The following is a 21,019-nucleotide window of genomic DNA, read 5'->3' as shown; positions in this document are numbered from 1 at the left end:
CCGCCCGCAACTTCTGCCCAAGCCGCACCGCACTCGCAGCCGACACATCGAACCGTCGCGCAACAGATCGAACCGATTCACCCTGCACGACAGCCGCCGCAATCCGGCTGCGCAAATCCAACGAAAGTGACTTCGGCATTGCTGAAAGCCTCCCGCTAAAATCCATACGGAATCAGAAAACAACACAAAATGCCAGCCCCCGATTCCGTTACCCGCAGACAGACTCTAGAACGCATCCTCGATGTGAACCGGCCAGCGCCAGGGCCGCACGGCCATGATGTCGTAGCGGATGGAGAGACGGTCCGCATCGCCCTGCTTCTGACGCCAGAGATCGCTTGCCCGGCGAATGCGCGCCTTCGAATGGTCGCTGACCGCAAAGACGGCGGCATCGACCGTAGCGCGCGCCTTCACCTCGACGCAGGCGACAAGGTCGTCGCGCCGGGCGATGATGTCGATTTCCCCGAGTTTCGTGCGATGGCGAAAGGCAACGATCCGGTAGCCGCGTAGCATGAGCGCCACGGCGGCGAGATATTCCGCAAGGGCGCCCCGGCGCACGGCCTTCAGTCGCAGCGGGTTGGCTGCTCCGGTCACGGCAGATCCTTCAGCGTCAGAAGCCGATCGTAGAGCGTGCGCCGGTTGAGACCCGTTACCTTGGCGGCCTCGGTCGCCGCCTTGCCGGCCGGCATCTCGGCCGACAGTCGCGTCAGCAGCGCATCCACATCGCGCGCGTCCGGTGCCGCCTCTTCCGGCGGCGGGCCGATGACCAGCACGATCTCGCCTTTCACCACGATACCGCCACCATAATGATCGGCCAGCGACCCCAGCGTTCCGCGCCGGAATTCCTCGTAGGTCTTGGTCAGTTCGCGACAGACGACGGCGGGGCGCTCCCGACCGAGCGTGTCCGCCGCGCCCACCAGTGTCGCGCCGATCCGGTGGGGGGATTCGAAGAAGATGAGCGTCGCCGGCACGCGGGCGAGTTCCGCCAGCCTGTCGCGGCGCGCCTTGTCCTTGGAGGGCAGGAAGCCGGCAAACAGGAAGGCGTCGTTGGAGAGCCCGGAGCCGACGAGGGCGGCAAGCGGCGCGGAAGGGCCGGGAAGCGGCACGACCCGATGCCCGGCCGCGATGGCCGTCTGCGCGAGGCGGTAGCCGGGATCCGAGACGAGCGGCGTGCCGGCATCCGAGACGAGCGCGACCGAACGGCCGGCGTCGAGCACGGCGATCAGCCGGGGGCCTGCCTCGTTGGCATTGTGCTCGTGATAGGCATAGGGCCGGTTGGCGATGCCGTAGCGATCCAGCAGGACGCGGGTCACGCGGGTGTCCTCGCAGGCCAGCACGTCGGCGCCGGCGAGCGTTTCCAGCGCCCGCAGGGTGATGTCGCCGAGATTGCCGATGGGCGTCGCCACCAGATAGAGCGCCGGCTCGATTGGCCGTGCCTCCACGATCGTGTCGTGCACGCGGTAGCTGCGCGGCCGTGCGCCGGCGTCCGGCGCGGCATCCCGTTCTGTTGTCTTGTCCTTCATGCCGTCTTTATGGGCGAGCCGGCTCCTGCCTGCAAGCCGGTGCGCCGAACGATAATGGTGGGTAGTTCGGCTTCAGGGCAGGCTTGGGCCTTGCACTTCGCCACAGTGTAGTGCCATTTTGCGCGTCCATATCCACGCCGCCCTTCGGCCGCCCGCGGCCCGGTGGCCGAGGCGTTCAAGAGTTCAAGCCGGGAGGCGTCTTCCGGTCCTGATGGAAAGCGACAGCATCACATGCGCATTACGATCGAGCGGTCCAATCTTCTCAAATCGCTGAACCATGTCCACCGGGTCGTCGAGCGCCGGAACACCATTCCGATCCTGTCGAACGTGCTGCTGCGGGCCGATGGCGAAAGCCTCGACATGAAGGCGACGGACCTCGATCTCGAGATCACCGAGGCGACGCCCGCCCAGGTCGAGCAGCCGGGTGCCACCACCGTGCCGGCCCATCTTCTCTACGATATCGTGCGCAAGCTGTCGGACGGTTCGGAAGTGCGGCTTTCGACCAATGCCGAGGGCACGGCCATGACCGTTGCCTCCGGCCGCTCGAAATTCTCGCTCCAGTGCCTGCCGCAGTCGGATTTCCCGGATCTGAACGCCGGCACCTTCACGCACAAGTTCACCATGAAGGCGACCGATCTGAAGATGTTGATCGATCGCACCCAGTTCGCGATCTCGACGGAGGAGACGCGCTACTATCTGAACGGCATCTATATCCACACGATCGAGAGCAAGGGCGACCTGAAGCTGCGCGCCGTGGCGACCGACGGCCACCGCCTCGCGCGCGCCGACCTGGAAGCGCCGTCCGGCTCGGAAGGCATGCCGGGCATCATCATTCCCCGCAAGACGGTGGGCGAGCTGCAGAAGCTGGTGGACCAGCCGGACGCGATGGTGACGCTGGAAATCTCCGACGCCAAGATCCGCATGAGCATCGGCTCGATCGTCATGACGTCGAAGCTGATCGACGGCACCTTCCCGGATTACCAGCGCGTCATCCCGGCCAACAACGAGAAGGAGCTGCGGATCGACTGCCAGTCCTTCGCGCAGGCGGTGGATCGCGTCTCCACGATTTCCTCCGAGCGCGGCCGCGCCGTCAAGCTGGCGCTGGCCGACGGACAGCTGACGCTGACCGTGAACAATCCCGACAGCGGCAGTGCGACGGAAGAGCTGCCGGTCGGCTACGACAACGACCCGCTCGAGATCGGCTTCAACGCAAAATATCTCCTCGACATCACGGCCCAGCTTTCGGGCACGGAAGCCGTCTTCATGCTGGCCGATGCCGGCTCGCCCACCCTCGTGCGCGACCTTGCCGGTGAAGATGCGCTGTATGTGCTGATGCCGATGCGGGTGTAGTCCACGCGGGCTGCGGCAGGCGGGCGTCGCCCACCGGAGGACGGCTTATCTCTGGCGGACGATCGCGCCGATGGCGTTGGCCACCAGACGGGACGCCGTCAAGGCGGAGAGGCCCGCAATGTCGGCTGGCGGAAAGAGTTCGACCAGGTCGAAACCGACAAGCCGGCTGCGTCTGCCGACACCTTCGATCATGTCGATCACCTGCGTATAGGTGAGCCCGCCCGGCGATGGCGCGGCCACGCCCGGCATGATGCCAGGGTCGAGCCCGTCGCAATCCACCGTCATGACGACCTTTGTGCCCTCCGGAATATGTCGAAGGGCGGCCGCAACGCCCTCGGCATGAACCTGCCGCGCGGTAACGAGATGACTGCCGAAGCGCGCGGCATCCTCGACCTCGGCACGGCGCGCACTGCCGATACCGCGCATGCCCACCTGCACGATGCCGGCGACATGGCGCATCTCGTTCGCCCGCCGCATGGGGCTCGAATAGCCGTATCGCTCGCCGTGCAGCGTGTCTCGCCAGTCGATATGCGCGTCGATCTGGACGATCCAGATCGGTCCCACGTCGCCGAAGCCCGCGAGAAACGGGATCACGACGGAATCGTCGCCGCCCAGAAGAACGGGTGCGACACCCGTTGCGAGCACCTCCCGTGTCGTCGCCTCGATCCGTGCCCGATTGCCCGCATTGTCCTCCATCCGGGTCGGCACGTTTCCGAGATCGAGGCAGCATGGCGTGCCGGCATCGAACAGCGGCCCGCCGAGATCGAAGTCCCAATGATCGATCAGTCCGGCGTCCTCCTGGCTCGCGGCCCGAATGGCGTCCGCGGCCAGCGCGTAGCCGCTGCTGTCTTTGCCTGGATAGGTGCTTCCGTGGCCGGCACCGAAGACGGCGGCGACGGGGCGGATCTCCGGGGCAAGGCGACCCGGAAAGCCAAGGAAGGACACTGAACCGTTCATTCTGAGCTCCGTCGTGTTTCGACCGGCAGTCTACACGCCCGATGTCCCTCTGACAGCCGGTGTTCGGATGGCGTAGGGCGTGGCGACCGGATTGGGACATTCACAACGAAATGACGCAAAGAGAATGGTTTCTGTCGCGTTGGTTTTTTGAATGCGGTATGACAGCAAACGCTCAAGCAGCGAGTCGCAGTGGAGACGAGTATGAATTTGCGTTTGAAAGAGCGTTTCGGCAAGAAATTCGATGAGGAAATCCGGTTCTTCAAGGGCTGGCGTAGCAATATGAAAGCCGTCGGTGCGATCACGCCGACCTCGTCGATTGCGGCACGGCGGATGGCGAGCGTCATCGATACGGGTTCCGGTCTTCCGGTCCTCGAACTCGGGCCCGGAACCGGCGTCATCACCAAGGCGATCCTCGATCACGGCGTGGCACCCGAGCAGCTGGTTTCGGTCGAATATTCGACCGATTTCTACAATCAGCTTCTGAAGCGCTTTCCCACGGTGGAGTTCATCAACGGCGATGCCTTCAATCTGGGAACGACCCTCGGCCGCCGCGCCAACGAACAGTTCGATTGCGTCATCTGCGCCGTGCCGCTCCTCACCATCCCGATGCAGCAACGCGTCGCGCTGATCGAGGATCTGCTGACGCGGGTGCCCGTCGGCCGTCCGGTGGTGCAGATTTCCTACGGCCCGCGCTCGCCGGTCGCCAACATGCCGGACCGGTTCCGCACGGAACAGCTCGACTTCATCATGCGCAACATTCCGCCGGCGCGCCTCTGGATCTACCGCAAGACGCACTGAGGCATCGTGTTCGGTCTCTATATCAGCCACCCCGAGGTCGCGATCGATCCGGACGTGCCGATCCCGCGCTGGGGGCTTTCCGAGAAAGGCCGTGAGCGCGCCCGGATGGCCGCAGCGTCCGGCTGGGCGCGCGGCCTCGGTCGCCTCGTCTCCTCGGACGAGACGAAGGCGCTGGAGACCGCGGGCCTTCTCGCCGAGGCGTCGGGATCATCCGTCGATGTCCTGAAGGACAGCGGCGAGAACGACCGTTCGGCGACAGGCTTCCTGCCGCCGGCAGAGTTCGAGGCGGCAGCGGACCGTTTCTTCACCGACCCGGCCGTGAGCTTCCGCGGCTGGGAGACGGCGCACGATGCGCAGGCCCGCATCGTTCGCGTGGTCATGGCCCTGCTCGATGCGCATGATCCGTCGATCCCGATCGCCATCATCGGCCATGGCGGCGTCGGCACCTTGCTGTATTGTCATCTCTCCGGCATTCCCGTGTCGCGGGCGCACGACCAGGGTCCGGGCGGCGGCAACCTCTTCGCTTTTCCCCTTGCCCGCAGGCGCCCGGTGTGCAAGTGGACCCGCATCGAGGACTGGCAGGGGTGGACGGATGGCTGAGGCAGCGCGCGACAGGTTGATCATCGGCCTCGACGTTCCCACGATCGCCGAGGCGCAAGGCATCGTCGATGCGATCGGTGACGACGGCCAGTTCTACAAGATCGGCTACCAGCTGGTCTTCGCCGGCGGTCTCGACTTTGCGCGAGACCTCGCCGCGTCGGGCAAGAAGATCTTCCTCGACATGAAGCTTCTCGATATCGACAATACCGTCGCCAAAGGCGTGGAAAACATCGCGCGCATGGGCATGACCATGCTGACGCTGCACGCCTATCCCAAAGCCATGGCGGCGGCCGTCGAGGCTGCGAAGGGTTCCGGCCTCTGCCTGCTTGGCGTGACCGTGCTGACCTCGATGGACGCAGACGATCTTGCGGCCGCCGGTTATGCCGACGATCCTCGCGCGCTTGTGCTGCGCCGGGCCGCCCAGGCTCGCGACGCCGGAATGGGCGGCATCGTCTGTTCGGCCGAGGAGGCCGCGATCGTCCGCGAGGTCGTCGGTCCGGATCTCGCCGTGGTCACGCCCGGCATCCGCCCGGCCGGGGCCGACAAGGGCGACCAGAAGCGGGTGATGACCCCGTTCGATGCGATCTCGGCCGGTGCGAGCCACCTCGTCGTCGGGCGGCCGATCGTCAAGGCGGACGACCCGCGGGCTGCAACGCGCGCCATTCTCGACGATATGCGCCGGGCAAGCTGGCCCAGCAACGACTGAGCGTTTCAACACAGAACGCGTGAAGAAGGAGGGTGCGATGGCCAAGGGATACTGGATCGCCCGCGTGGATGTCCGCGATGCCGAACACTACAAGGACTACGTTTCGGCGGCCAAGCCCGCCTTCGAAGCGTATGGCGCCGTCTTCCTCGCACGCGGCGGAGCGGTGGAAAAGCTCGAAGGCGATATCCGCGCGCGCAACGTTATCATCGAATTCCCGTCGATGGAGGCCGCCGTCGCCTGCTACAATTCGCCGGAATACCAGATCGCGGCAGCCATCCGCCAGGAGGTCGCCGATGCCGACATGCTGGTGGTCGAAGGCGTCTGAACCGAGCTTCCCGTCTGCGGCCTGTTGCGCCGCATGATACCTTCCCGTAGGAGGCAGGGTAAGCTATATCGGATGTCTGATCCTGCCTGAAAAACACCGGAGCGCCGTTCCATGACCCTGTCCAATCTTCCCCCGCTCGTCACCGTCTTCGGCGGATCGGGATTCGTCGGGAGGCACGTGGTGCGCGCGCTCGCTCGGCGCGGTTTCCGCATCCGGGTCGCCGTGCGCCGCCCGGATCTGGCGGGTTTCCTGCAGCCGCTCGGCAATGTCGGCCAGATCTCCTTCGTCCAGGCGAACCTGCGCTACCGCCAGTCGGTCGACGCCGCCGTGCAGGGCAGCGACCACGTGGTCAATTGCGTCGGCATCCTGTTCGAGGCCGGTCGCAACACGTTCGATGCCGTGCAGGATTTTGGCGCGCGCGCCGTGGCCGAGGCCGCCCGCAGCGTCGGCGCGTCGCTCACCCACATTTCCGCGATCGGTGCGGATGCCGGCAGCGATTCCGTCTACGCCCAGTCGAAGGCGAAGGCCGAAAAGGCGGTGATGGACATCAAGCCGGATGCCGTCATCCTGCGTCCCTCGATCGTCTTCGGTCCCGAGGATGGCTTCTTCAACAAGTTCGCCCAGATGTCGCGCTTCTCGCCGGCCCTGCCGCTGGTCGGCGGCGGCAAGACCGCGTTCCAGCCGGTCTATGTCGCAGATCTCGCGGAAGCCGTCGCCAAGGCGGTCGAAGGCAAGGTCGAGAAGGGCCGGATCTACGAACTCGGTGGCCCGGAAGTGCTGACCTTCCGCCAGTGTCTCGAAATCATGCTGAAGGCGATCGACCGCAAGCGCGTGCTCGTCACGCTGCCCTTCGGTGCCGCGTCGCTGATCGGCAGCATCGCCTCCCTGGTGCCGCTCGTCGCGCCGCCACTGACATCGGATCAGGTGACGCTGCTCAAGAGCGACAACGTCGTCTCGCCGGCAGCCGAAGCCGAGGGACGCACCTTCAAGGCCTTCGGCATCGAGCCGACGCTGGTCGAGGCGATCATACCGAGCTACCTCGTCCGCTACCGGCCGCAGGGCCAGTACACGCGCTCCGGCAAGGCGGCCTGAGCCCACGATGAGCGACCGAACGAACCCGCCGCCGGCTTGCCACCGGCGGCTTTTGTTTGTCCGGACGCGGCGGCGTTGCAGTTCTGCCGCACTGCACATTTGCCGTTGGCCTTTACCGGCGATTCAACATGTTGCGTTATTGCTTGTGCCGGTGCTGGAGCATAGACAGCAGCCGCGTGCCTTTGTCAGGGTCAGAGCACGCCATTCCGACATCTCGAAAGGCTAGAGAGTAAATGGGTAAGTCGATCGCAATCTTCTTTGCGTGCGCGGCATTGGTCATCGTCGCAGGCTCGTTCGCCGCGCCGAAGACCGTGGCAGGCAGCCACGATAACTGTGCGCCGGCTTATGGCGTCGATCCTTGCACGACCTCGTCGATCGGTCTCGTTTCCGGTCGCTGATGTCGTCGTCGCAGCCGTGATGTTCGATCGGCTGCCGACACGAATTTCGTAAAGCTATGGCGGGGGCCAGGAAACCGCATGCAGACCGTGATCCGGCTGCATGCGGTTTTTTCGTGTCGAGCGTCAGCCGAAAACGGTAAGGCCGATCAGGCCGGCCGTGCCGACGATGATGCGCCAGATGGCGAACGGGGCGAAGCCGCGGCTGGACACGAAGGCGAGCAGCGAGCGTACCACGAGCAGCGCCGAGACGAAGGCGGCGATGAAGCCGACCGCGATCAGCGAGGCATCGTTGAAGTCGAGCACGTCGCGATTCTTGTAGAGATCGAGAACCGTCGCGCCCAGCATGGTGGGGATGGCGAGGAAGAAGGAGAATTCCGCCGCCGAGCGCTTGTCGGTGCCCATCAGCAGCGAACCGGCGATGGTCGCGCCGGAGCGGGACGTGCCGGGAATCATGGCGAGGCACTGGAACAGGCCGATCTTCAGCGCCAGCGCGGGCGTATAGTCCATCATGTCGCGGTAGCGCGGCTTCATCGGCATGCGATCGATCGCGTAGAGAATGATGCCGCCGACGATCAGCATGACGCAGATCAGCTTCGGCGTCTCGAACAGCACGTTCTTGATGAAGTCATGGGCAAGGAACCCGATGATCGCTGCCGGCAGGAAGGCGAGCAGGATGAGGAGCACGAAGCGCCGTGCCCGGGGATCGCTGGGCAGTGCGATGAGGATCGACCACAGCCGCTGGAAATAGACGGTGAGGATGGCAAGGATCGCGCCGAGCTGGATGATGATCTCGAAGGTCTTTCCCTTCGATTCGAAGCCCAGGAAATGGCCGGCCAGCAGGATATGCGCCGTGGAGGACACGGGAATGAACTCTGTCAGGCCTTCGATAAGGCCCAGAATGAGCGCACTGAAGATCGAATGTTCGGGCATGAGGTAAAGTTTCCTTTAAGCAAAGGAGTTTAAGGGTTTACGAACCGGGGGAGGGCCGATTCGCTTGAGTTCGGGAAAGCTTGCTTCTATAGCTGCGACGAGCGCTGTCTTATAGCTGCCTTCTCTCTGCCATTGCCAGATGAAACCGCGCCCCGCGATCCAACCTAGAAAACCTGTTCCGAGACAGACGCATCGATGCCCACACTCTATCATCACCCCATGTCCACAGCGTCCCGTTTCGTCCGGCTCATCCTGTCGGAATACGGCTACCAGACGGATTTGACGGAAGAGCAGCCCTGGGAGAAGCGGCGCGATTTTCTGGCGCTCAATCCCGCGGGCACGCTGCCGGTCTATGTGGATGACAGCATGCGCGCCCTCAGCGGCGCCTCGGTCATTTCCGAGTATCTCGACGAAACCAACGGCGTGCTGAAGCGCGAGCGCCGGCTTCTGGCGGAAGATCCGTTCCAGCGCGCGGAAATCCGCCGCCTGACCGAGTGGTTCCTCGTGAAGATGGAGGCGGACGTGACGCGTCCGCTGGTGCGCGAGCGGATCTTCAAGCTGCAGATGACCGCGGAGCAGGGCGGCGGCGCGCCGGATTCGAAGATGCTGCGCCTGTCGCGCGCCAATATCCGCCAGCACATGAAGTATCTGTCCTGGCTTGCGGGGTCGCGCACCTATCTGGCGGGCGACCGGCTGTCCTATGCCGATCTCGCGGCGGCGGCGGCCCTTTCCGTGCTCGACTATATGGGTGAGATCGACTGGACGGAGGCGCCGGCCGCCAAGGACTGGTACCAGCGCCTGAAGTCGCGCCCCTCCTTCCGCCCGCTGCTGGCCGAGCGCGTGCGCGGCCTGACCCCGGTATCGCATTATGCGGACCTCGACTTCTGATCCGCAAGGCCGCGCGGACGGCGCGACCCTGCGCCGCCGCGCGAGCCTCACGGCCTTTCTCAAGGCCGAAGCGCGCGACAAGGGCTTCGACCTCTGTCGCGTCACGACGCCCGACACGATCCCGGATGCGCCGGCCCGCCTCGCGGATTTTCTGGATCACGACTATCACGGCACCATGGACTGGATGGCCGAGACCGCCGAGCGGCGCGGCGACCCGCGTACGCTCTGGAGCGAGGTCCGCTCGGTCGTCATGTTCGGCATGAATTACGGCCCGGACCACGACCCGCGCGCCGTGCTCGACCGGAAGGATCGCGGCGCGATCTCCGTCTATGCCCAGAACCGCGATTATCACGATGTCATCAAGGGGCGCCTGAAGGAAGTCGCGACGCGTTTTGCCGCGCGGGCCGGCGCCGACGTCAAGGTGTTCGTGGATACCGCGCCGGTCATGGAAAAGCCGCTGGCCGAGCAGGCGGGCATCGGCTGGCAGGGCAAGCACACCAATCTCGTCAGCCGAAGCTTCGGCTCCTGGCTGTTTCTCGGCAGCCTGTTCACGACGGAGGAACTGGAGATCGACGCGCCCGAGCGCGATCACTGTGGCTCCTGTCGCGCGTGCTTGGATGCCTGCCCGACGGATGCCTTTCCAGCACCCTACAAGATCGACGCGCGCCGCTGCATCTCCTACCTCACGATCGAGCACAAGGGGCCGATCGATCCCGCGCTGCGCCCGGCCATCGGCAATCGCATCTATGGCTGCGACGACTGTCTCTCGGCCTGTCCCTGGAACAAGTTCGCGGCCGTCGCGAGCGAGATGAAGCTGAAGGCCCGCGCCGATCTGGCGGCGCCCTCGCTTGCCCTTCTCCTCGCACTGGACGATGCCGGTTTCCGCGCGCTGTTCTCCGGTTCCCCGGTCAAGCGCATCGGGCGCGACCGTTTCGTGCGCAACTGCCTGATCGCCGCCGGCAATTCCGGCGATGCCGCGCTGGTCGCCCCGTGCCGCGCGCGCCTCGCGGATGCCGCACCGGTGGTGCGCGGCATGGCCGTCTGGGCGCTGTCCCGGCTGCTGTCGCCCGATGCTTTCAGGGACCTTGCCCGGGAGCGATCTCTGGAAGATGACAGCGAGGTCTTGGACGAATGGATACGAGCAGGAGCCGCATGATGGACGTTCTCATTCTGGGGGCCGGTTTTTCCGGCGCAGCCATCGCGCGCCGTCTTCTGCCGGAGGCACGCTCGGTGGCCGGGACCACCCGCTCGCCCGAGCGGCGGCAGGCGCTTGCCGACATGGGCCTCGATGCGCTCGTCTATGACGGCGAGACGATCTCTCCCGAACTTCGCGCCGCGATGGAGCGGACGACCCATCTCGTGCAGTCCATCGCGCCCGGCAAGGCCGGCGATCCGCTGATGCGGCCGGGCATGCCGGATATTGCGCGCCTCATGCCGAGGCTGCGCTGGGCCGCCTATCTCTCGACGGTCGGCGTCTATGGCGATCACAAGGGCGCCTGGGTGACCGAGGAAGCGCCGCTGGAACCCGTATCGGAGCGGTCCCGGGAGCGCGTGGCCGCGGAGGCGGCCTGGGCGGGTTTCGGGCAGGCCACAGGCATCCCCGTCGCCGTTCTCAGGCTGTCGGGCATTTACGGGCCCGGCCGCAACGGCTTCTGCAATCTGGCGAATGGCACGGCACGGCGTCTGGTGAAGCCCGGACAGGTCTTCAACCGGATCCGTGTCGAGGATATTGCCGGCTGCGTGGCGTTCCTCAGCGAAAAGAGTCTGGGCGGCATCTTCAACGTGACCGATGACGAGCCTGCCCCGCCGCAGGATGTCGTGCTGGAGGCCGCGCGCCTGATGGGAGTCACGCCTCCGCCGGAAACCGCCTTCGAGACAGCCGACCTCTCGCCGATGGCGCGCACCTTCTATGGCGAGAACAAGCGCGTTTCGAACGCAAAGCTACGAGCTGCCGGATATACCTTCCTGCATCCCGATTACCGTCAGTCTCTTCGTCAGATGTGGAACGAGGATTGCTGGCAATCCTGATGTAAGGGCTGAATTTCCTTTTGCCGGCAATGCAACCATGTCGAGAGAATGCGAGTCCGGGAACACTACAAAGCGACCTGTTTTTCGCAATTTCAAACTTTTAATCTCATTTTATCCAGCCTGTGGAAAAATCATTCCAAAAAAAGCCGTATTTTATGAATCGGTTTGATTCCATGGGCTTTTTTCGAGCCATCGGTAATTTTTCAAAAATTTAAGAAAATTCAACAGAGGCCGGAAGCAGTAAATCCTAACCGTTGCTTAACGGTTGAAGCACGTTTCCGCCATTTTTGCCCCGGACAAGCCGTCTCGTTCGCTGAAAAGCAAGACGATACGACGAAGGGGTAGCTTGTTGACGAGTATGAAACTTGCCAATGTCGCATTGGCGGCATGCGTTGCTTTGGGGGCAACATTGACGACCATCACACCATCACAGGCAGCCGGTGCCGGTTGCGGCGGGGCTTCCTGGTACGCCCTCTCATCCCGGACGGCATCCGGCGAGAGAATGAACGCTTCCTACCTTACCGCCGCGCATCGCAGCCTGAAGTTCGGAACCCGCGTCGAAGTCACCAACAAACGCAACGGCAAGAGCGTCGTCGTCCGCATCAACGATCGAGGCCCCTTCATTCGCGGCCGCGTTCTGGATCTCTCCAAGGCCGCCGCGTCTCAGGTCGGCATGGTGAGTTCCGGTCACGCCAGCATCTGTTATCGCGTCGTCGGTTAAAGCCCGACGCTGAAAATGGTTCCGGAAAATGTCGGGACCGGACGAACGGACCTCCTCTACGGCACCGGGATGTGGGGGGACGGACACGGATCGCAAAAGGCCTTCCCGCTTGCTCTTCGCCGCCATCGCCGGTACACGCGCCGAGACAGACGATGGATTTTGCTGCGGGCCGATGGAGTGTGACCGATGCGACTGGGTGGACGACTTGCCGGTGCGATCGATGTTCTCTCCGACATCGAGACGCGAAAGCGCCCGGTCGCGGATGCGCTGAAGGACTGGGGCCTTGCCCATCGGTTCGCCGGATCCGGCGACCGTGCCGCGATCGGCAATATCGTCTATGACGCGCTCCGCCAGAAACTCTCCCACGCCTACCTGATGGACGACGACAGCGCGACTGCGCTCGGTTACGCCGTCATGCTGCGCCAGTGGGGCCAGACGCCGGAAACGCTGGCCGAAAGCCTGGAGGGCGACCGCTTTGCGCCGCCCCCGCTGCCGGACGCCGCGCTGGCCGCCTTTCGCAGCCGCGATCTCGGGCAGGCGCCCGCGCATGTCCAGGGCGACATTCCCGAATGGGTGGTGCCGTCCTTTCAGGCGGTCTTCGGCGATCGCTGGCTGGAGGAAGCCGCAGCATTGGCCGAGCGCCCGGCGCTCGACTTGCGGGTCAACACGCTGAAGGCCGATCGTGCGAAAGTTCTCAAAGCCCTTGACGAGGCCGGTGTGCAGCCGACGGAGACCGCGCGCCAGGGCCTGCGGGTCGCGCCGGGCGAAGGCCCCTCAAGGCTTCCGAATGTCACGGCCGAACTGTCTTTCCAGAAGGGCTGGTTCGAGGTGCAGGACGAAGGCTCGCAGATCGTCGCCGATCTCGTCGGCGCGACCGGCGGCGAGCAGATTCTCGATTACTGCGCCGGCGGCGGCGGCAAGACGCTGGCTCTGTCCGCGACCATGGACAACAAGGGTCAGGTCCATGCCTTCGACACCGACCGCAAGCGCTTAGCGCCGATCATCGAGCGGCTGAAGCGCGCAGGCACCCGCAACGTGCAGGTTCACGACCGGCCACAGGCGCTCGCCGCTCTGGCGGACCGTTGCGATGCCGTGCTGGTGGATGCGCCCTGCACGGGCACCGGAACATGGCGCCGGCGTCCGGATACGAAATGGCGCCTGAACGAGCGCAATATCGAGGAGCGCCAGGGACAGCAGCGTGAGGCGCTGGCGGAAGCGGCCCGCTACGTTCGTCCCGGCGGGCGGCTCGTCTATGTCACCTGTTCCGTCCTGCCGGAAGAAAACGACCGGCAGGTCGAGCGCTTTCTGGGCGGGAACCCGGCCTTCACGGCCGTGTCGGCGCTCGACAGCTGGAACGCCCTGTTCGGCCCGACCGGTCGCCGCCCGGTCACGCGCGATGGCCGTACGCTGACGCTGTCGCCGGCCTCCACCGCCACCGACGGCTTCTTCTTCGCCATGCTGCAGCGGCAGGCGCAATAGGTTCAAAGCGTTCTAAACTATACGCTTTGACACAAGTTTACTTTTGGTTCATGAGGATCGAACGGGACGGGGCCGTGCGTGAGCGCGCCCGGATCCCGGATCCGTTTCACGCGTGCGGTACCCCAGTCCGGAACCCGGCCGGGCTCCGCCGAGGAGAGGTCATGACCGTATCATTCCTTCGTACCGCCGCTCTGGCGCTGGCGACCGCCACCTCCGCCCTGGCGATCCAGCCGGCCGCCGCCGCGACCGATGCCGCAGCCGTGCTCAAGCACTATTCCGAGGTGGCCCATGCCAAGTTCGAGGATGCCCTGACGACCGCGCAGGCGCTTGACAAGGCCGTGGACGCGCTGATCGCGACGCCGAGCGAAGCGACGCTCAAGGCCGCCCGCGAAGCCTGGCTCGTCGCCCGCAACCCCTATCAGGAAACCGAAGTCTACCGCTTCGGCAACCCGATCGTCGATGAGTGGGAGGGCAAGGTCAATGCCTGGCCGCTCGACGAAGGCCTGATCGACTATGTCGATGCGAGCTATGGCAGCGAGAGCGACGAGAACGCGCTCTTCACCGCCAACGTCATCGCCAACAAGACGATTTCGATCGACGGCAAGGAGATCGACGCCTCGAAGATCACGCCGGAGTTCCTGTCGGGCACGCTGCAGGAAGCCGACGGCATCGAGGCGAACGTGGCGACCGGCTACCACGCCATCGAATTCCTGCTCTGGGGCCAGGACCTGAACGGTACCGGTCCGGGTGCGGGCAATCGCCCCTATACCGATTACGACACCAAGGCCTGCACCAACGGCAATTGCGATCGCCGCGCCGCCTATCTCAAGGCCGCGACCGATCTTCTCGTGTCGGATCTGAAGGAGATGACCGCCAACTGGACGCCGGACGGCGCCGCGACCAAGCATGTCGAGGCCGATCCGAAGGCCGGCCTCACCGCCATCCTGACCGGCATGGGCTCGCTGTCCTATGGCGAGCTTGCCGGCGAGCGCATGAAGCTGGGCCTGCTTCTGCACGATCCGGAAGAAGAGCATGACTGCTTCTCGGACAACACCTACAACTCCCACCTTCACGACGCGATCGGCATCGAGCAGGCCTATCTCGGCACCTATACCCGCACCGACGGCACGACGCTCACCGGCCCCTCGCTCTCCGAACTCGTGGCGGCCAAGGACCCGGCCGTCGATGCGGAGATGAAGGAGAAGCTCGCCGCAACGGTTTCGGCCATGCAGGCCATGGCCAAGCGCGGCCAGACGGTCGAGGCCTACGACCAGATGATCGCGGAAGGCAATACCGAAGGCAACGCCGTCGTCCAGAAGGCGATCGACGGCCTGATCGCCCAGTCGAAGACCGTGGAGCGCGTGCTGACCGCCCTCGATCTCGGCAAGATCGAGCTCGAAGGATCCGACAGCCTCGACAACCCGAACGCCGTCTTCAAATGAGAGCCGCGTCCGGACGCCGCAAAGCCTGATCCGCGATGACCGCCCGGACCGCCCCGCGTTTCCTTACGCCCCTTGCCGCCGCGACCCTCGCGGCGGCGTTCGTCGTGGCATGGGTCGGCTGGCGTCCCTTCGCGGCGGACAAGGCCGTACCTGTGCCGGCCGTCGCGCACGGCGAGACACCGGCGCAGCGAACCGATCTGTCGGACACGGACAGGCGCCGCGTTGCGGATGTGACCCGGCCGACGCGCGATTTTACCCGCCCCGAGCCCTTCGAGACCATGGCGGGCGGTGCGGGAACCTCGACCGCGAAGCCCGACCGGGCCGGGCTCACCCATCCCGCCGGCAATCTCGATGCCGCTGGCGAGGAACGCTTCCGCCTCGGCAGTGCCCTGTTCGAAAAGCTCTGGGTTTCCTCGCCCTCCTCGACGCAGGCTTCGGATGGTCTCGGCCCGCTTTACAATGCCCGCTCCTGCGAAACCTGCCATATCAGGGACGGGCGGGGACGCCCGCCCGTCGGCACTGCGGGGAGCCCGTCGCTGGTTCTGAAATTCCTGTTTCCCGAGACGGTGGAATCCGTTGTGCAGACAGCAGGCGACCCGGTCTATGGCCGGCAGCTGCAGGACAGCGGCGTTCCCGGCCTGCCGGCCGAGGGGCATCTGGCGCTCCGCTACGAGGAGCGGCCGGTCACGCTGGCCGGTGGCGAACGCGTCAGCCTGCGCCACCCGGTCTACGGTACTAAGGGCCTCGCCTATGGGCCGCTCGACAGCGCCACCCGCCTGTCGCCGCGCCTCGCGCCGCCGATGACCGGCCTCGGCCTGCTGGAGGCGATCGACCCTGCCGATATCCTCGCCCATGCGGACCCGGACGATCGCGACGGCGACGGCATCAGCGGCCGAGCGTCCTGGCAGACGGCGAGCGCCGATGGTGCGCCCGTGCTCGGCCGGTTCGGCTGGAAGGCGCAGGCGGCGACCGTGCGCGCTCAGGCAGCGGACGCCTTTGCGACCGATATCGGGATCTCCACGCCCGACGACCCGAGAAGCCATGGCGATTGCACGGCCCGGCAGTCGCGATGCCTTGCCCTGGAGGACGGCGTACAGGCCCGGCTGGGATCGAGCGAAGCGCCCGATCCGGTGCTCGAACTCGTCGCCTTCTATGCCCGCCACCTCGCCGTCCCGGCGCGGCGGAACGTCGCGGCACCCGCTGTGCTCGCGGGGAAGCAGCTCTTCTCCGATACGGGCTGCGCCTCCTGCCATGTTCCGAAATTCGTCACCCGCCGCGATCCAACGTCGCCATCCACGGCGTTTCAGCTCATCTGGCCCTATTCCGACCTGCTCCTGCACGACATGGGCGAAGGCCTGTCCGATGCCGTCTCGCCGTCCGATCCGGCAAGCGCGGACGCGGCGAAGCCGCGGCCGGGGGAATGGCGTACGCCGCCGCTTTGGGGTATCGGTCTTGCACAAACCGTCGATGCGCGGGCGGGCTTCCTGCATGACGGCCGCGCGCGGACGCTGACCGAGGCCATCCTGTGGCACGGCGGCGAGGCGCAGGCCGCGCGCGATCGTTTCGTTTCCCTCGACGCCGCGAATCGCCGGGCGTTGCTCGCCTTTCTGGAGTCGCTCTGATGCGTCTATGGACAGCCTTCCTGCTCACCGCGGCGCTCGTGTCCGCCACGCCGGCCTCCGCTCAGGAAGCGGACGACGATGTCGGCGCGGCGCCGTCGAGCGGCCTGGTGGCCGAGGCCGTGCCGAACGCGATGGCCCGCGCCGTCGATGGCTTCATCCGCCCCGGCTATCGCGATCTGGTGGAGCGCACGGGCGCGCTGGCCGATCACCTTCGCCCGCTCTGCCACCGTCCGTCGCCGCAGTCGCTTGCCCGTGTCAAGCGCGCGTTCTCCGAGGTCGCCGCCGCCTGGTCGCGCATCGAGATCGTCCGTGTCGGGCCCGTTCTCGAGGACAACCGCTTCGAGCGCGTCCTGTTCTTTCCCGACCGCAAGAGCACCGGCCTGAAGCAGGTTCAGCGAATCCTCGCCGAGAGCGACGAGACCGCCACGATCGCCACCGCGCTGCGCGGCAAGAGCGTCGCGGTGCAGGGGCTCGGCGCGCTGGAATACGTGCTGTACGGCACCGATGCCGACGCGCTGCTCGATGCGCCCGACGGCTTTCGTTGCCGCTACGCCCGCGCCATCGCCGAGAACCTGACAAGCGTCGCTGCGGAGCTGAGCGCCGCCTGGGAAAACCCGCAGGGCGTACAGGCCGCCTGGAAGGCGCCGGGGCCGGACAATCCGCTCTACCGGACGCAGGGCGAGGCTGCGACCGAACTTCTCGGTATCCTCGTTCATGGGGTGGAGAGCCTGCGCGACCAGCGCCTGCGCCCGGTCTTTGCCGGCGCCATCACCCCTGTGCCGTCGCCCGGCCACCCGAAGCTTGCCGTCTATTGGCGCTCCGGCCAAACGATGGAGTCCGTCGCCGACAATGCGCGCGGCCTCAAGGCCCTGTTCGACACCGCCGGCATGCGTGCGCTCCTTCCGGCCGACAGGCAGCCGATCGCCGACTCGATCGACTTCGTCTTCAACGATCTCATCGCCTCGGCCGATGCCGTCAGACAGCCCATCGACGCGGCGCTGATGGACCCGGCCGAACGCGCGAAACTGCTTCTCGTCCTGCGCAACGCCAACGATCTGCTGCAACGGCTGAACATGGATTTCGGTGCCGCGATCGGGCTCGGCGCCGGTTTCTCCTTTGCCGATGGCGATTGACGGGGACGAGCCATGACCCTTTCCGGCAGACGCGCGCGCGCGGATCTCCTCGACAGGCGAGCCTTTCTCTTGATGGCCGGCGCCGCCTGGGCGGCATCTCTCTCGCCTGCCTCCGCCGCCGCCCTCTCCCGGACGGACGCGGTCTTCGCCTCTGTCTTCCGGGCCGGCGACGGGTCCTACGGCATCGCCACCGTCTCCGAGGAAGGCGAGGTCATCGACCGTCATGCCCTGCCGGATCGCGCCCACGGCCTGGCGCATTCGCCGGTGTCGGGCTGCACCGTCGCCTTTGCCCGTCGCCCGGGGACCTTCGCGATGATCCTCGACGCGGCCGCACGCAATGAGCCGGTCGTCATCACCGCCAGCGAGGGACGACATTTCTTCGGGCATGGCTGCTTCTCGGCGGATGGTCGGCTGCTGTATGCGACGGAGAACGACTTCGCCGCCAATCGCGGCATGATCGGCGTCTATGACCGCACAGACGGCTTCCGCCGCTTCGCCGAATTCCCGACGCACGGCATCGGCCCGCACGACATGACACTGTCGCCCGACGGGCGCCTGCTGGTGGTCGCCAATGGCGGCATCGAGACGCATCCGGATTTCGGTCGGACCAAGCTGAACCTCGATCGCATGGAGCCGTCGCTCGCGCTCATCGAAACCGCGACCGGCCGTCTGGTCGAACGTCACGTCATGCCGCCGCATCTCCGGCAGCTCTCGACCCGGCACGTGGATATCGATGCGACCGGCCGGATCTGGTTTGCCTGTCAGTATGAGGGGCCGCGCAATGCCCGCCCGCCGGTCGCCGGCGTCTTTGCGCCCGGCGAGGACATTCGCTTTCTCGACCTGCCCGACGAAGCCTCCGCGGCGCTCGCCAATTATGTCGGTGCCATCGCGGTCCATCGCGGGCAGGGCCTGGTCGGGCTCGCCTCCCCGAAAGGCGGGGCGGTCGTCACCGTGGACGCGCGCACCGGCGCCTTCGTGCGGCTGGACCGGCTTGCCGATGCCGCCGGCATTGCGCCGGCGCAGGGTCCGGGTTTTGCGGTCTCCTCCTATGGCGGCAGCTTTGCGGGAAGGACCAGCCCGATCGCCTGGGACCAGCATATCGTCCGCACCCGCCCGAGCTGACAAACTCTATGCCGCGGCATCTCCCTGTAAACCGCCGGGCTCTGCCCTAATTTCTCGCCTACCTCGCTTGCCGGAATCCCAAGCCGAGTTTCGCAGCTGTCCGGTCGGTCCCGAAGCCTTTACGCTCCGGCTGGACATTCCCTCGATCGGACCCTCATGCGCCCAAGCCTGACTTATGCTCTCTTCATCGTCGCCGTCGTCGCGTGCGGCCTTCTCATCGGGATCAACAACATCCCCGGAGAATGGTACCAGTCGCTGCAGAAGCCGCCGTTCAACCCGCCGAACTGGATCTTCGCGCCGGTCTGGACGACGCTCTACGTGATCATCGGATATGTCGGCGCCTGCACCTTTCTGCACCATCGGCACTCGCGCGCCATGCGCTTCTGGGGCGCCCAGATGCTGTTCAACTTCGCCTGGTCGCCACTGTTCTTCGGCTTTCACGAGATCGCTCTGGCGCTGATCGTCATCCTCGCGCTGCTGATCTCGGTCTACGCCTTCATCGCCGTCTCCTGGCGGCAGGACCGCTTGTCGGCATGGCTCTTCGTTCCCTATGCCGCCTGGGTCTCGTTCGCCACGCTTCTCAACGGCTCCATTCTGCTCCTGAACTGAGGATGCCCGGAGCGAAGCCCTTGCGGGGAAGGGGAACGGCATGCCAGTCTCCGCCCGTTCCGAACAAGCGCCGCCACAGCGGTTCGCCGCGGGCCAGCCGGGTTTGGCAGAGGGGGTGTAGACATGGCTGAGACGACTGAACCGGACTTTCGCGCCCGCGTCCGCCGGAGTTTCGACCGGCAGGCCTTCATGCGCACGATCGGTGCGGAACTGACGCGCGTCGAGCAGGGCATGGTGGAGATCGAGCTGCCCTTCGACGAGATGATGACGCAGCAGCACGGCATTCTCCATGCCGGCATCATCTCGTCGGCGCTTGAAACGGCGAGCACCTATGCCGGTTATTCGGTGCTGGAGCCGGATGCGGGGCTGCTGACCATCGAGTTCAAGGTCAATCTTCTCTCGCCCGGCCGGGGCGAGCGCTTCCTGTTTCGCGGCGAAGTCACCAAGCCCGGCACCACCATCATCGTCTCCGACGGGCGCGCCTATGCCATGTCGCAGGATGCCCCGCCGAAATTGATCGCCTCAATGACGGCCACCAAAATGGTCGTGCGCGGCCGCGAAGGATTTGCAGAGTGAACGCCAAGCCGGACGTGATGCCCGAGAGCCTGCTGAAACCCGTGGGCGAGCAATCCATTCTCTATGTCATGGCGGCGGAGGCCGAATACGGCCCGCACCTCAAGACCCGGATGACGCCACTGATGACCGGCGTCGGTCCGGTGGAGGCGGCCGTCTCCGTCACGCGCGCGCTGTCGCGGCTTTCGGCGGCAGACCGCCTCCCGGCGCTCGTCGTCTCGCTCGGCTCGGCCGGCTCCGCCAGGCTGGAGCAGGCGGAAATCTATCAGGCCATCTCGGTCGCCTATCGCGACATGGATGCCTCACCGCTCGGTTTCGAGAAGGGCGCGACGCCCTTTCTGGATCTGGCCGTCACGGTTCCCTTGCCCCTGCGCATCCCGGGTCTTGCCGAGGCCAGCCTCTCCACCGGCGGCAATATCGTCTCGGGCGCTGCCTATGCGGACATCGCCGCCGACATGGTGGATATGGAAACCTTCGCCGTGCTGCGCGCCTGCCAGGCCTTCGGCGTGCCTCTGCTCGCGCTGCGCGGCATTTCCGACGGCAAGGCCGAGCTTCGCCATGTCTCCGACTGGACGGCCTATCTCCATGTCATCGACCAGGCGCTCGCAGGCGTGGTGGACCGGCTGGAAACGGCGATGGCACAGGGTGCTCTCGGCCTTTGACCTGGGCAAAAGCGGGTTAGACGTTGCACTTGCCGGCCTGTTTATTTAAAGGCTCGGAATGATC

24 protein-coding genes are annotated in these 21,019 nt (G+C 65.7%); 19 read left to right on the top strand and 5 right to left on the bottom strand.

Features of this window, described 5'->3' with window-relative positions; all coding sequences use genetic code 11:
- The 3 genes from LRX75_RS23390 to rsmI all read right to left on the bottom strand — a co-directional run.
- Window positions 1-139: helix-turn-helix domain-containing protein (locus LRX75_RS23390; protein ID WP_420851161.1), on the bottom strand; the 139-nt coding region annotated here is incomplete at its 3' end.
- An 86-nt stretch (window positions 140-225) separates the two neighbouring features.
- Entirely contained in the window at window positions 226-591 is a 366-nt protein-coding gene (locus tag LRX75_RS06855; RefSeq protein ID WP_231812973.1) for a YraN family protein, read from the bottom strand.
- Entirely contained in the window at window positions 588-1,520 is a 933-nt protein-coding gene (gene rsmI, locus LRX75_RS06850) for a 16S rRNA (cytidine(1402)-2'-O)-methyltransferase (protein WP_231812972.1), read from the bottom strand. The genes LRX75_RS06855 and rsmI overlap by 4 nt, the downstream gene beginning before the upstream one ends.
- Before the next feature lie 231 nt (window positions 1,521-1,751).
- Between rsmI and dnaN the strand changes: the two genes are divergently transcribed.
- Entirely contained in the window at window positions 1,752-2,870 is a 1,119-nt protein-coding gene (gene dnaN / locus LRX75_RS06845) for a DNA polymerase III subunit beta (RefSeq protein WP_113149392.1), read from the top strand.
- A 45-nt stretch (window positions 2,871-2,915) separates the two neighbouring features.
- On the opposite strand, the gene LRX75_RS06840 is transcribed toward dnaN, so the two are convergent.
- Entirely contained in the window at window positions 2,916-3,827 is a 912-nt protein-coding gene (locus LRX75_RS06840) for an arginase family protein (RefSeq protein ID WP_231812970.1), read from the bottom strand.
- 201 nt (window positions 3,828-4,028) lie between these two features.
- Here LRX75_RS06840 and pmtA point away from each other — a divergent pair, with 201 nt between their 5' ends.
- The 6 genes from pmtA (at window position 4,029) to LRX75_RS06810 (ending at window position 7,746) form a co-directional block, all read left to right on the top strand.
- A complete protein-coding gene (gene pmtA, locus LRX75_RS06835; protein WP_231812968.1) occupies window positions 4,029-4,625 on the top strand; it encodes a phospholipid N-methyltransferase PmtA in 597 nt (198 codons plus the stop codon).
- A 6-nt stretch (window positions 4,626-4,631) separates the two neighbouring features.
- Window positions 4,632-5,225 carry a histidine phosphatase family protein gene (locus tag LRX75_RS06830; RefSeq protein WP_231812966.1) on the top strand — a complete coding sequence of 198 codons (594 nt, stop codon included), beginning with the start codon at window positions 4,632-4,634 and terminating at the stop codon, window positions 5,223-5,225.
- A complete protein-coding gene (gene pyrF, locus LRX75_RS06825; RefSeq protein ID WP_231812964.1) occupies window positions 5,218-5,931 on the top strand; it encodes an orotidine-5'-phosphate decarboxylase in 714 nt (237 codons plus the stop codon). Before LRX75_RS06830 ends, pyrF begins: the two co-directional genes overlap by 8 nt.
- 37 nt (window positions 5,932-5,968) lie before the next feature.
- Entirely contained in the window at window positions 5,969-6,256 is a 288-nt protein-coding gene (locus LRX75_RS06820) for a DUF1330 domain-containing protein (RefSeq protein WP_231812962.1), read from the top strand.
- A 111-nt stretch (window positions 6,257-6,367) separates the two neighbouring features.
- A complete protein-coding gene (locus LRX75_RS06815; protein ID WP_231812960.1) occupies window positions 6,368-7,348 on the top strand; it encodes a complex I NDUFA9 subunit family protein in 981 nt (326 codons plus the stop codon).
- Between the two features lie 233 nt (window positions 7,349-7,581).
- Window positions 7,582-7,746 carry a hypothetical protein gene (locus LRX75_RS06810; RefSeq protein ID WP_092931659.1) on the top strand — a complete coding sequence of 55 codons (165 nt, stop codon included), beginning with the start codon at window positions 7,582-7,584 and terminating at the stop codon, window positions 7,744-7,746.
- A 123-nt stretch (window positions 7,747-7,869) separates the two neighbouring features.
- Here the strand turns inward: LRX75_RS06810 and LRX75_RS06805 are convergent, their stop codons facing one another.
- The gene (locus LRX75_RS06805) at window positions 7,870-8,676 is read right to left on the bottom strand and encodes an undecaprenyl-diphosphate phosphatase (protein WP_231812958.1); all 807 of its coding nucleotides are present in this window, start codon (window positions 8,674-8,676) and stop codon (window positions 7,870-7,872) included.
- Between the two features lie 195 nt (window positions 8,677-8,871).
- On the opposite strand from LRX75_RS06805, the gene LRX75_RS06800 reads away from it, so the two are divergent.
- From LRX75_RS06800 to LRX75_RS06745, 12 genes are all read left to right on the top strand, one after another.
- Window positions 8,872-9,564, top strand: coding sequence for a glutathione S-transferase family protein (locus tag LRX75_RS06800; protein ID WP_113149383.1), 693 nt, complete (start codon window positions 8,872-8,874; stop codon window positions 9,562-9,564).
- Window positions 9,545-10,720, top strand: a complete 1,176-nt coding sequence (queG, locus tag LRX75_RS06795) for a tRNA epoxyqueuosine(34) reductase QueG (RefSeq protein ID WP_231812956.1) — start codon at window positions 9,545-9,547, stop codon at window positions 10,718-10,720. Before LRX75_RS06800 ends, queG begins: the two co-directional genes overlap by 20 nt.
- On the top strand, window positions 10,720-11,592 hold the full coding sequence (locus tag LRX75_RS06790; RefSeq protein ID WP_231813009.1) for an SDR family oxidoreductase: 873 nt from the start codon (window positions 10,720-10,722) through the stop codon (window positions 11,590-11,592). Before queG ends, LRX75_RS06790 begins: the two co-directional genes overlap by 1 nt.
- 358 nt (window positions 11,593-11,950) lie before the next feature.
- The gene (locus tag LRX75_RS06785; RefSeq protein WP_231812954.1) at window positions 11,951-12,313 is read left to right on the top strand and encodes a septal ring lytic transglycosylase RlpA family protein; all 363 of its coding nucleotides are present in this window, start codon (window positions 11,951-11,953) and stop codon (window positions 12,311-12,313) included.
- A 186-nt stretch (window positions 12,314-12,499) separates the two neighbouring features.
- The gene (locus LRX75_RS06780) at window positions 12,500-13,792 is read left to right on the top strand and encodes an RsmB/NOP family class I SAM-dependent RNA methyltransferase (protein ID WP_231812952.1); all 1,293 of its coding nucleotides are present in this window, start codon (window positions 12,500-12,502) and stop codon (window positions 13,790-13,792) included.
- 161 nt (window positions 13,793-13,953) lie between these two features.
- Window positions 13,954-15,234, top strand: coding sequence for an imelysin family protein (locus LRX75_RS06775; RefSeq protein WP_231812950.1), 1,281 nt, complete (start codon window positions 13,954-13,956; stop codon window positions 15,232-15,234).
- A 35-nt stretch (window positions 15,235-15,269) separates the two neighbouring features.
- A complete protein-coding gene (locus LRX75_RS06770; RefSeq protein WP_231812948.1) occupies window positions 15,270-16,856 on the top strand; it encodes a di-heme oxidoreductase family protein in 1,587 nt (528 codons plus the stop codon).
- Window positions 16,856-17,989, top strand: a complete 1,134-nt coding sequence (locus tag LRX75_RS06765) for an imelysin family protein (protein ID WP_231812946.1) — start codon at window positions 16,856-16,858, stop codon at window positions 17,987-17,989. Before LRX75_RS06770 ends, LRX75_RS06765 begins: the two co-directional genes overlap by 1 nt.
- A 12-nt stretch (window positions 17,990-18,001) precedes the next feature.
- Complete coding sequence (locus tag LRX75_RS06760) at window positions 18,002-19,111, top strand: DUF1513 domain-containing protein (RefSeq protein ID WP_231812944.1); 1,110 nt, start codon at window positions 18,002-18,004, stop codon at window positions 19,109-19,111.
- Window positions 19,112-19,267: 156 nt separating this feature from the next.
- Window positions 19,268-19,720 (top strand): TspO/MBR family protein, encoded by a 453-nt coding sequence (locus LRX75_RS06755; RefSeq protein ID WP_231812942.1) that lies wholly within the window; start codon window positions 19,268-19,270, stop codon window positions 19,718-19,720.
- Between the two features lie 123 nt (window positions 19,721-19,843).
- Window positions 19,844-20,296, top strand: a complete 453-nt coding sequence (locus tag LRX75_RS06750) for a PaaI family thioesterase (RefSeq protein WP_231812940.1) — start codon at window positions 19,844-19,846, stop codon at window positions 20,294-20,296.
- A 17-nt stretch (window positions 20,297-20,313) separates the two neighbouring features.
- Complete coding sequence (locus tag LRX75_RS06745; RefSeq protein ID WP_231813007.1) at window positions 20,314-20,955, top strand: 5'-methylthioadenosine/S-adenosylhomocysteine nucleosidase; 642 nt, start codon at window positions 20,314-20,316, stop codon at window positions 20,953-20,955.
- Window positions 20,956-21,019: the final 64 nt, after the last annotated feature.

Origin of the sequence: Rhizobium quercicola (genome assembly GCF_021168455.1) — a bacterium.
GTDB lineage: Bacteria > Pseudomonadota > Alphaproteobacteria > Rhizobiales > Rhizobiaceae > Ferranicluibacter > Ferranicluibacter quercicola.
The sequence above is the reverse complement of the archived record's forward strand: the minus strand, read 5'-3'. Positions and strand labels throughout refer to the sequence as shown.

Coding starts and splice junctions, on each gene's coding strand:
- rsmI (WP_231812972.1), bottom strand. CDS start 1,520: ATGAAGGACAAGACAACAGAACGGGATGCCGCGCCGGACGCCGGCGCA.
- dnaN (WP_113149392.1), top strand. CDS start 1,752: ATGCGCATTACGATCGAGCGGTCCAATCTTCTCAAATCGCTGAACCAT.
- LRX75_RS06840 (WP_231812970.1), bottom strand. CDS start 3,827: ATGAACGGTTCAGTGTCCTTCCTTGGCTTTCCGGGTCGCCTTGCCCCG.
- pmtA (WP_231812968.1), top strand. CDS start 4,029: ATGAATTTGCGTTTGAAAGAGCGTTTCGGCAAGAAATTCGATGAGGAA.
- pyrF (WP_231812964.1), top strand. CDS start 5,218: ATGGCTGAGGCAGCGCGCGACAGGTTGATCATCGGCCTCGACGTTCCC.
- LRX75_RS06820 (WP_231812962.1), top strand. CDS start 5,969: ATGGCCAAGGGATACTGGATCGCCCGCGTGGATGTCCGCGATGCCGAA.
- LRX75_RS06815 (WP_231812960.1), top strand. CDS start 6,368: ATGACCCTGTCCAATCTTCCCCCGCTCGTCACCGTCTTCGGCGGATCG.
- LRX75_RS06810 (WP_092931659.1), top strand. CDS start 7,582: ATGGGTAAGTCGATCGCAATCTTCTTTGCGTGCGCGGCATTGGTCATC.
- LRX75_RS06805 (WP_231812958.1), bottom strand. CDS start 8,676: ATGCCCGAACATTCGATCTTCAGTGCGCTCATTCTGGGCCTTATCGAA.
- LRX75_RS06800 (WP_113149383.1), top strand. CDS start 8,872: ATGCCCACACTCTATCATCACCCCATGTCCACAGCGTCCCGTTTCGTC.
- queG (WP_231812956.1), top strand. CDS start 9,545: ATGCGGACCTCGACTTCTGATCCGCAAGGCCGCGCGGACGGCGCGACC.
- LRX75_RS06790 (WP_231813009.1), top strand. CDS start 10,720: ATGGACGTTCTCATTCTGGGGGCCGGTTTTTCCGGCGCAGCCATCGCG.
- LRX75_RS06785 (WP_231812954.1), top strand. CDS start 11,951: ATGAAACTTGCCAATGTCGCATTGGCGGCATGCGTTGCTTTGGGGGCA.
- LRX75_RS06780 (WP_231812952.1), top strand. CDS start 12,500: ATGCGACTGGGTGGACGACTTGCCGGTGCGATCGATGTTCTCTCCGAC.
- LRX75_RS06775 (WP_231812950.1), top strand. CDS start 13,954: ATGACCGTATCATTCCTTCGTACCGCCGCTCTGGCGCTGGCGACCGCC.
- LRX75_RS06770 (WP_231812948.1), top strand. CDS start 15,270: ATGACCGCCCGGACCGCCCCGCGTTTCCTTACGCCCCTTGCCGCCGCG.
- LRX75_RS06765 (WP_231812946.1), top strand. CDS start 16,856: ATGCGTCTATGGACAGCCTTCCTGCTCACCGCGGCGCTCGTGTCCGCC.
- LRX75_RS06760 (WP_231812944.1), top strand. CDS start 18,002: ATGACCCTTTCCGGCAGACGCGCGCGCGCGGATCTCCTCGACAGGCGA.
- LRX75_RS06755 (WP_231812942.1), top strand. CDS start 19,268: ATGCGCCCAAGCCTGACTTATGCTCTCTTCATCGTCGCCGTCGTCGCG.
- LRX75_RS06750 (WP_231812940.1), top strand. CDS start 19,844: ATGGCTGAGACGACTGAACCGGACTTTCGCGCCCGCGTCCGCCGGAGT.
- LRX75_RS06745 (WP_231813007.1), top strand. CDS start 20,314: ATGCCCGAGAGCCTGCTGAAACCCGTGGGCGAGCAATCCATTCTCTAT.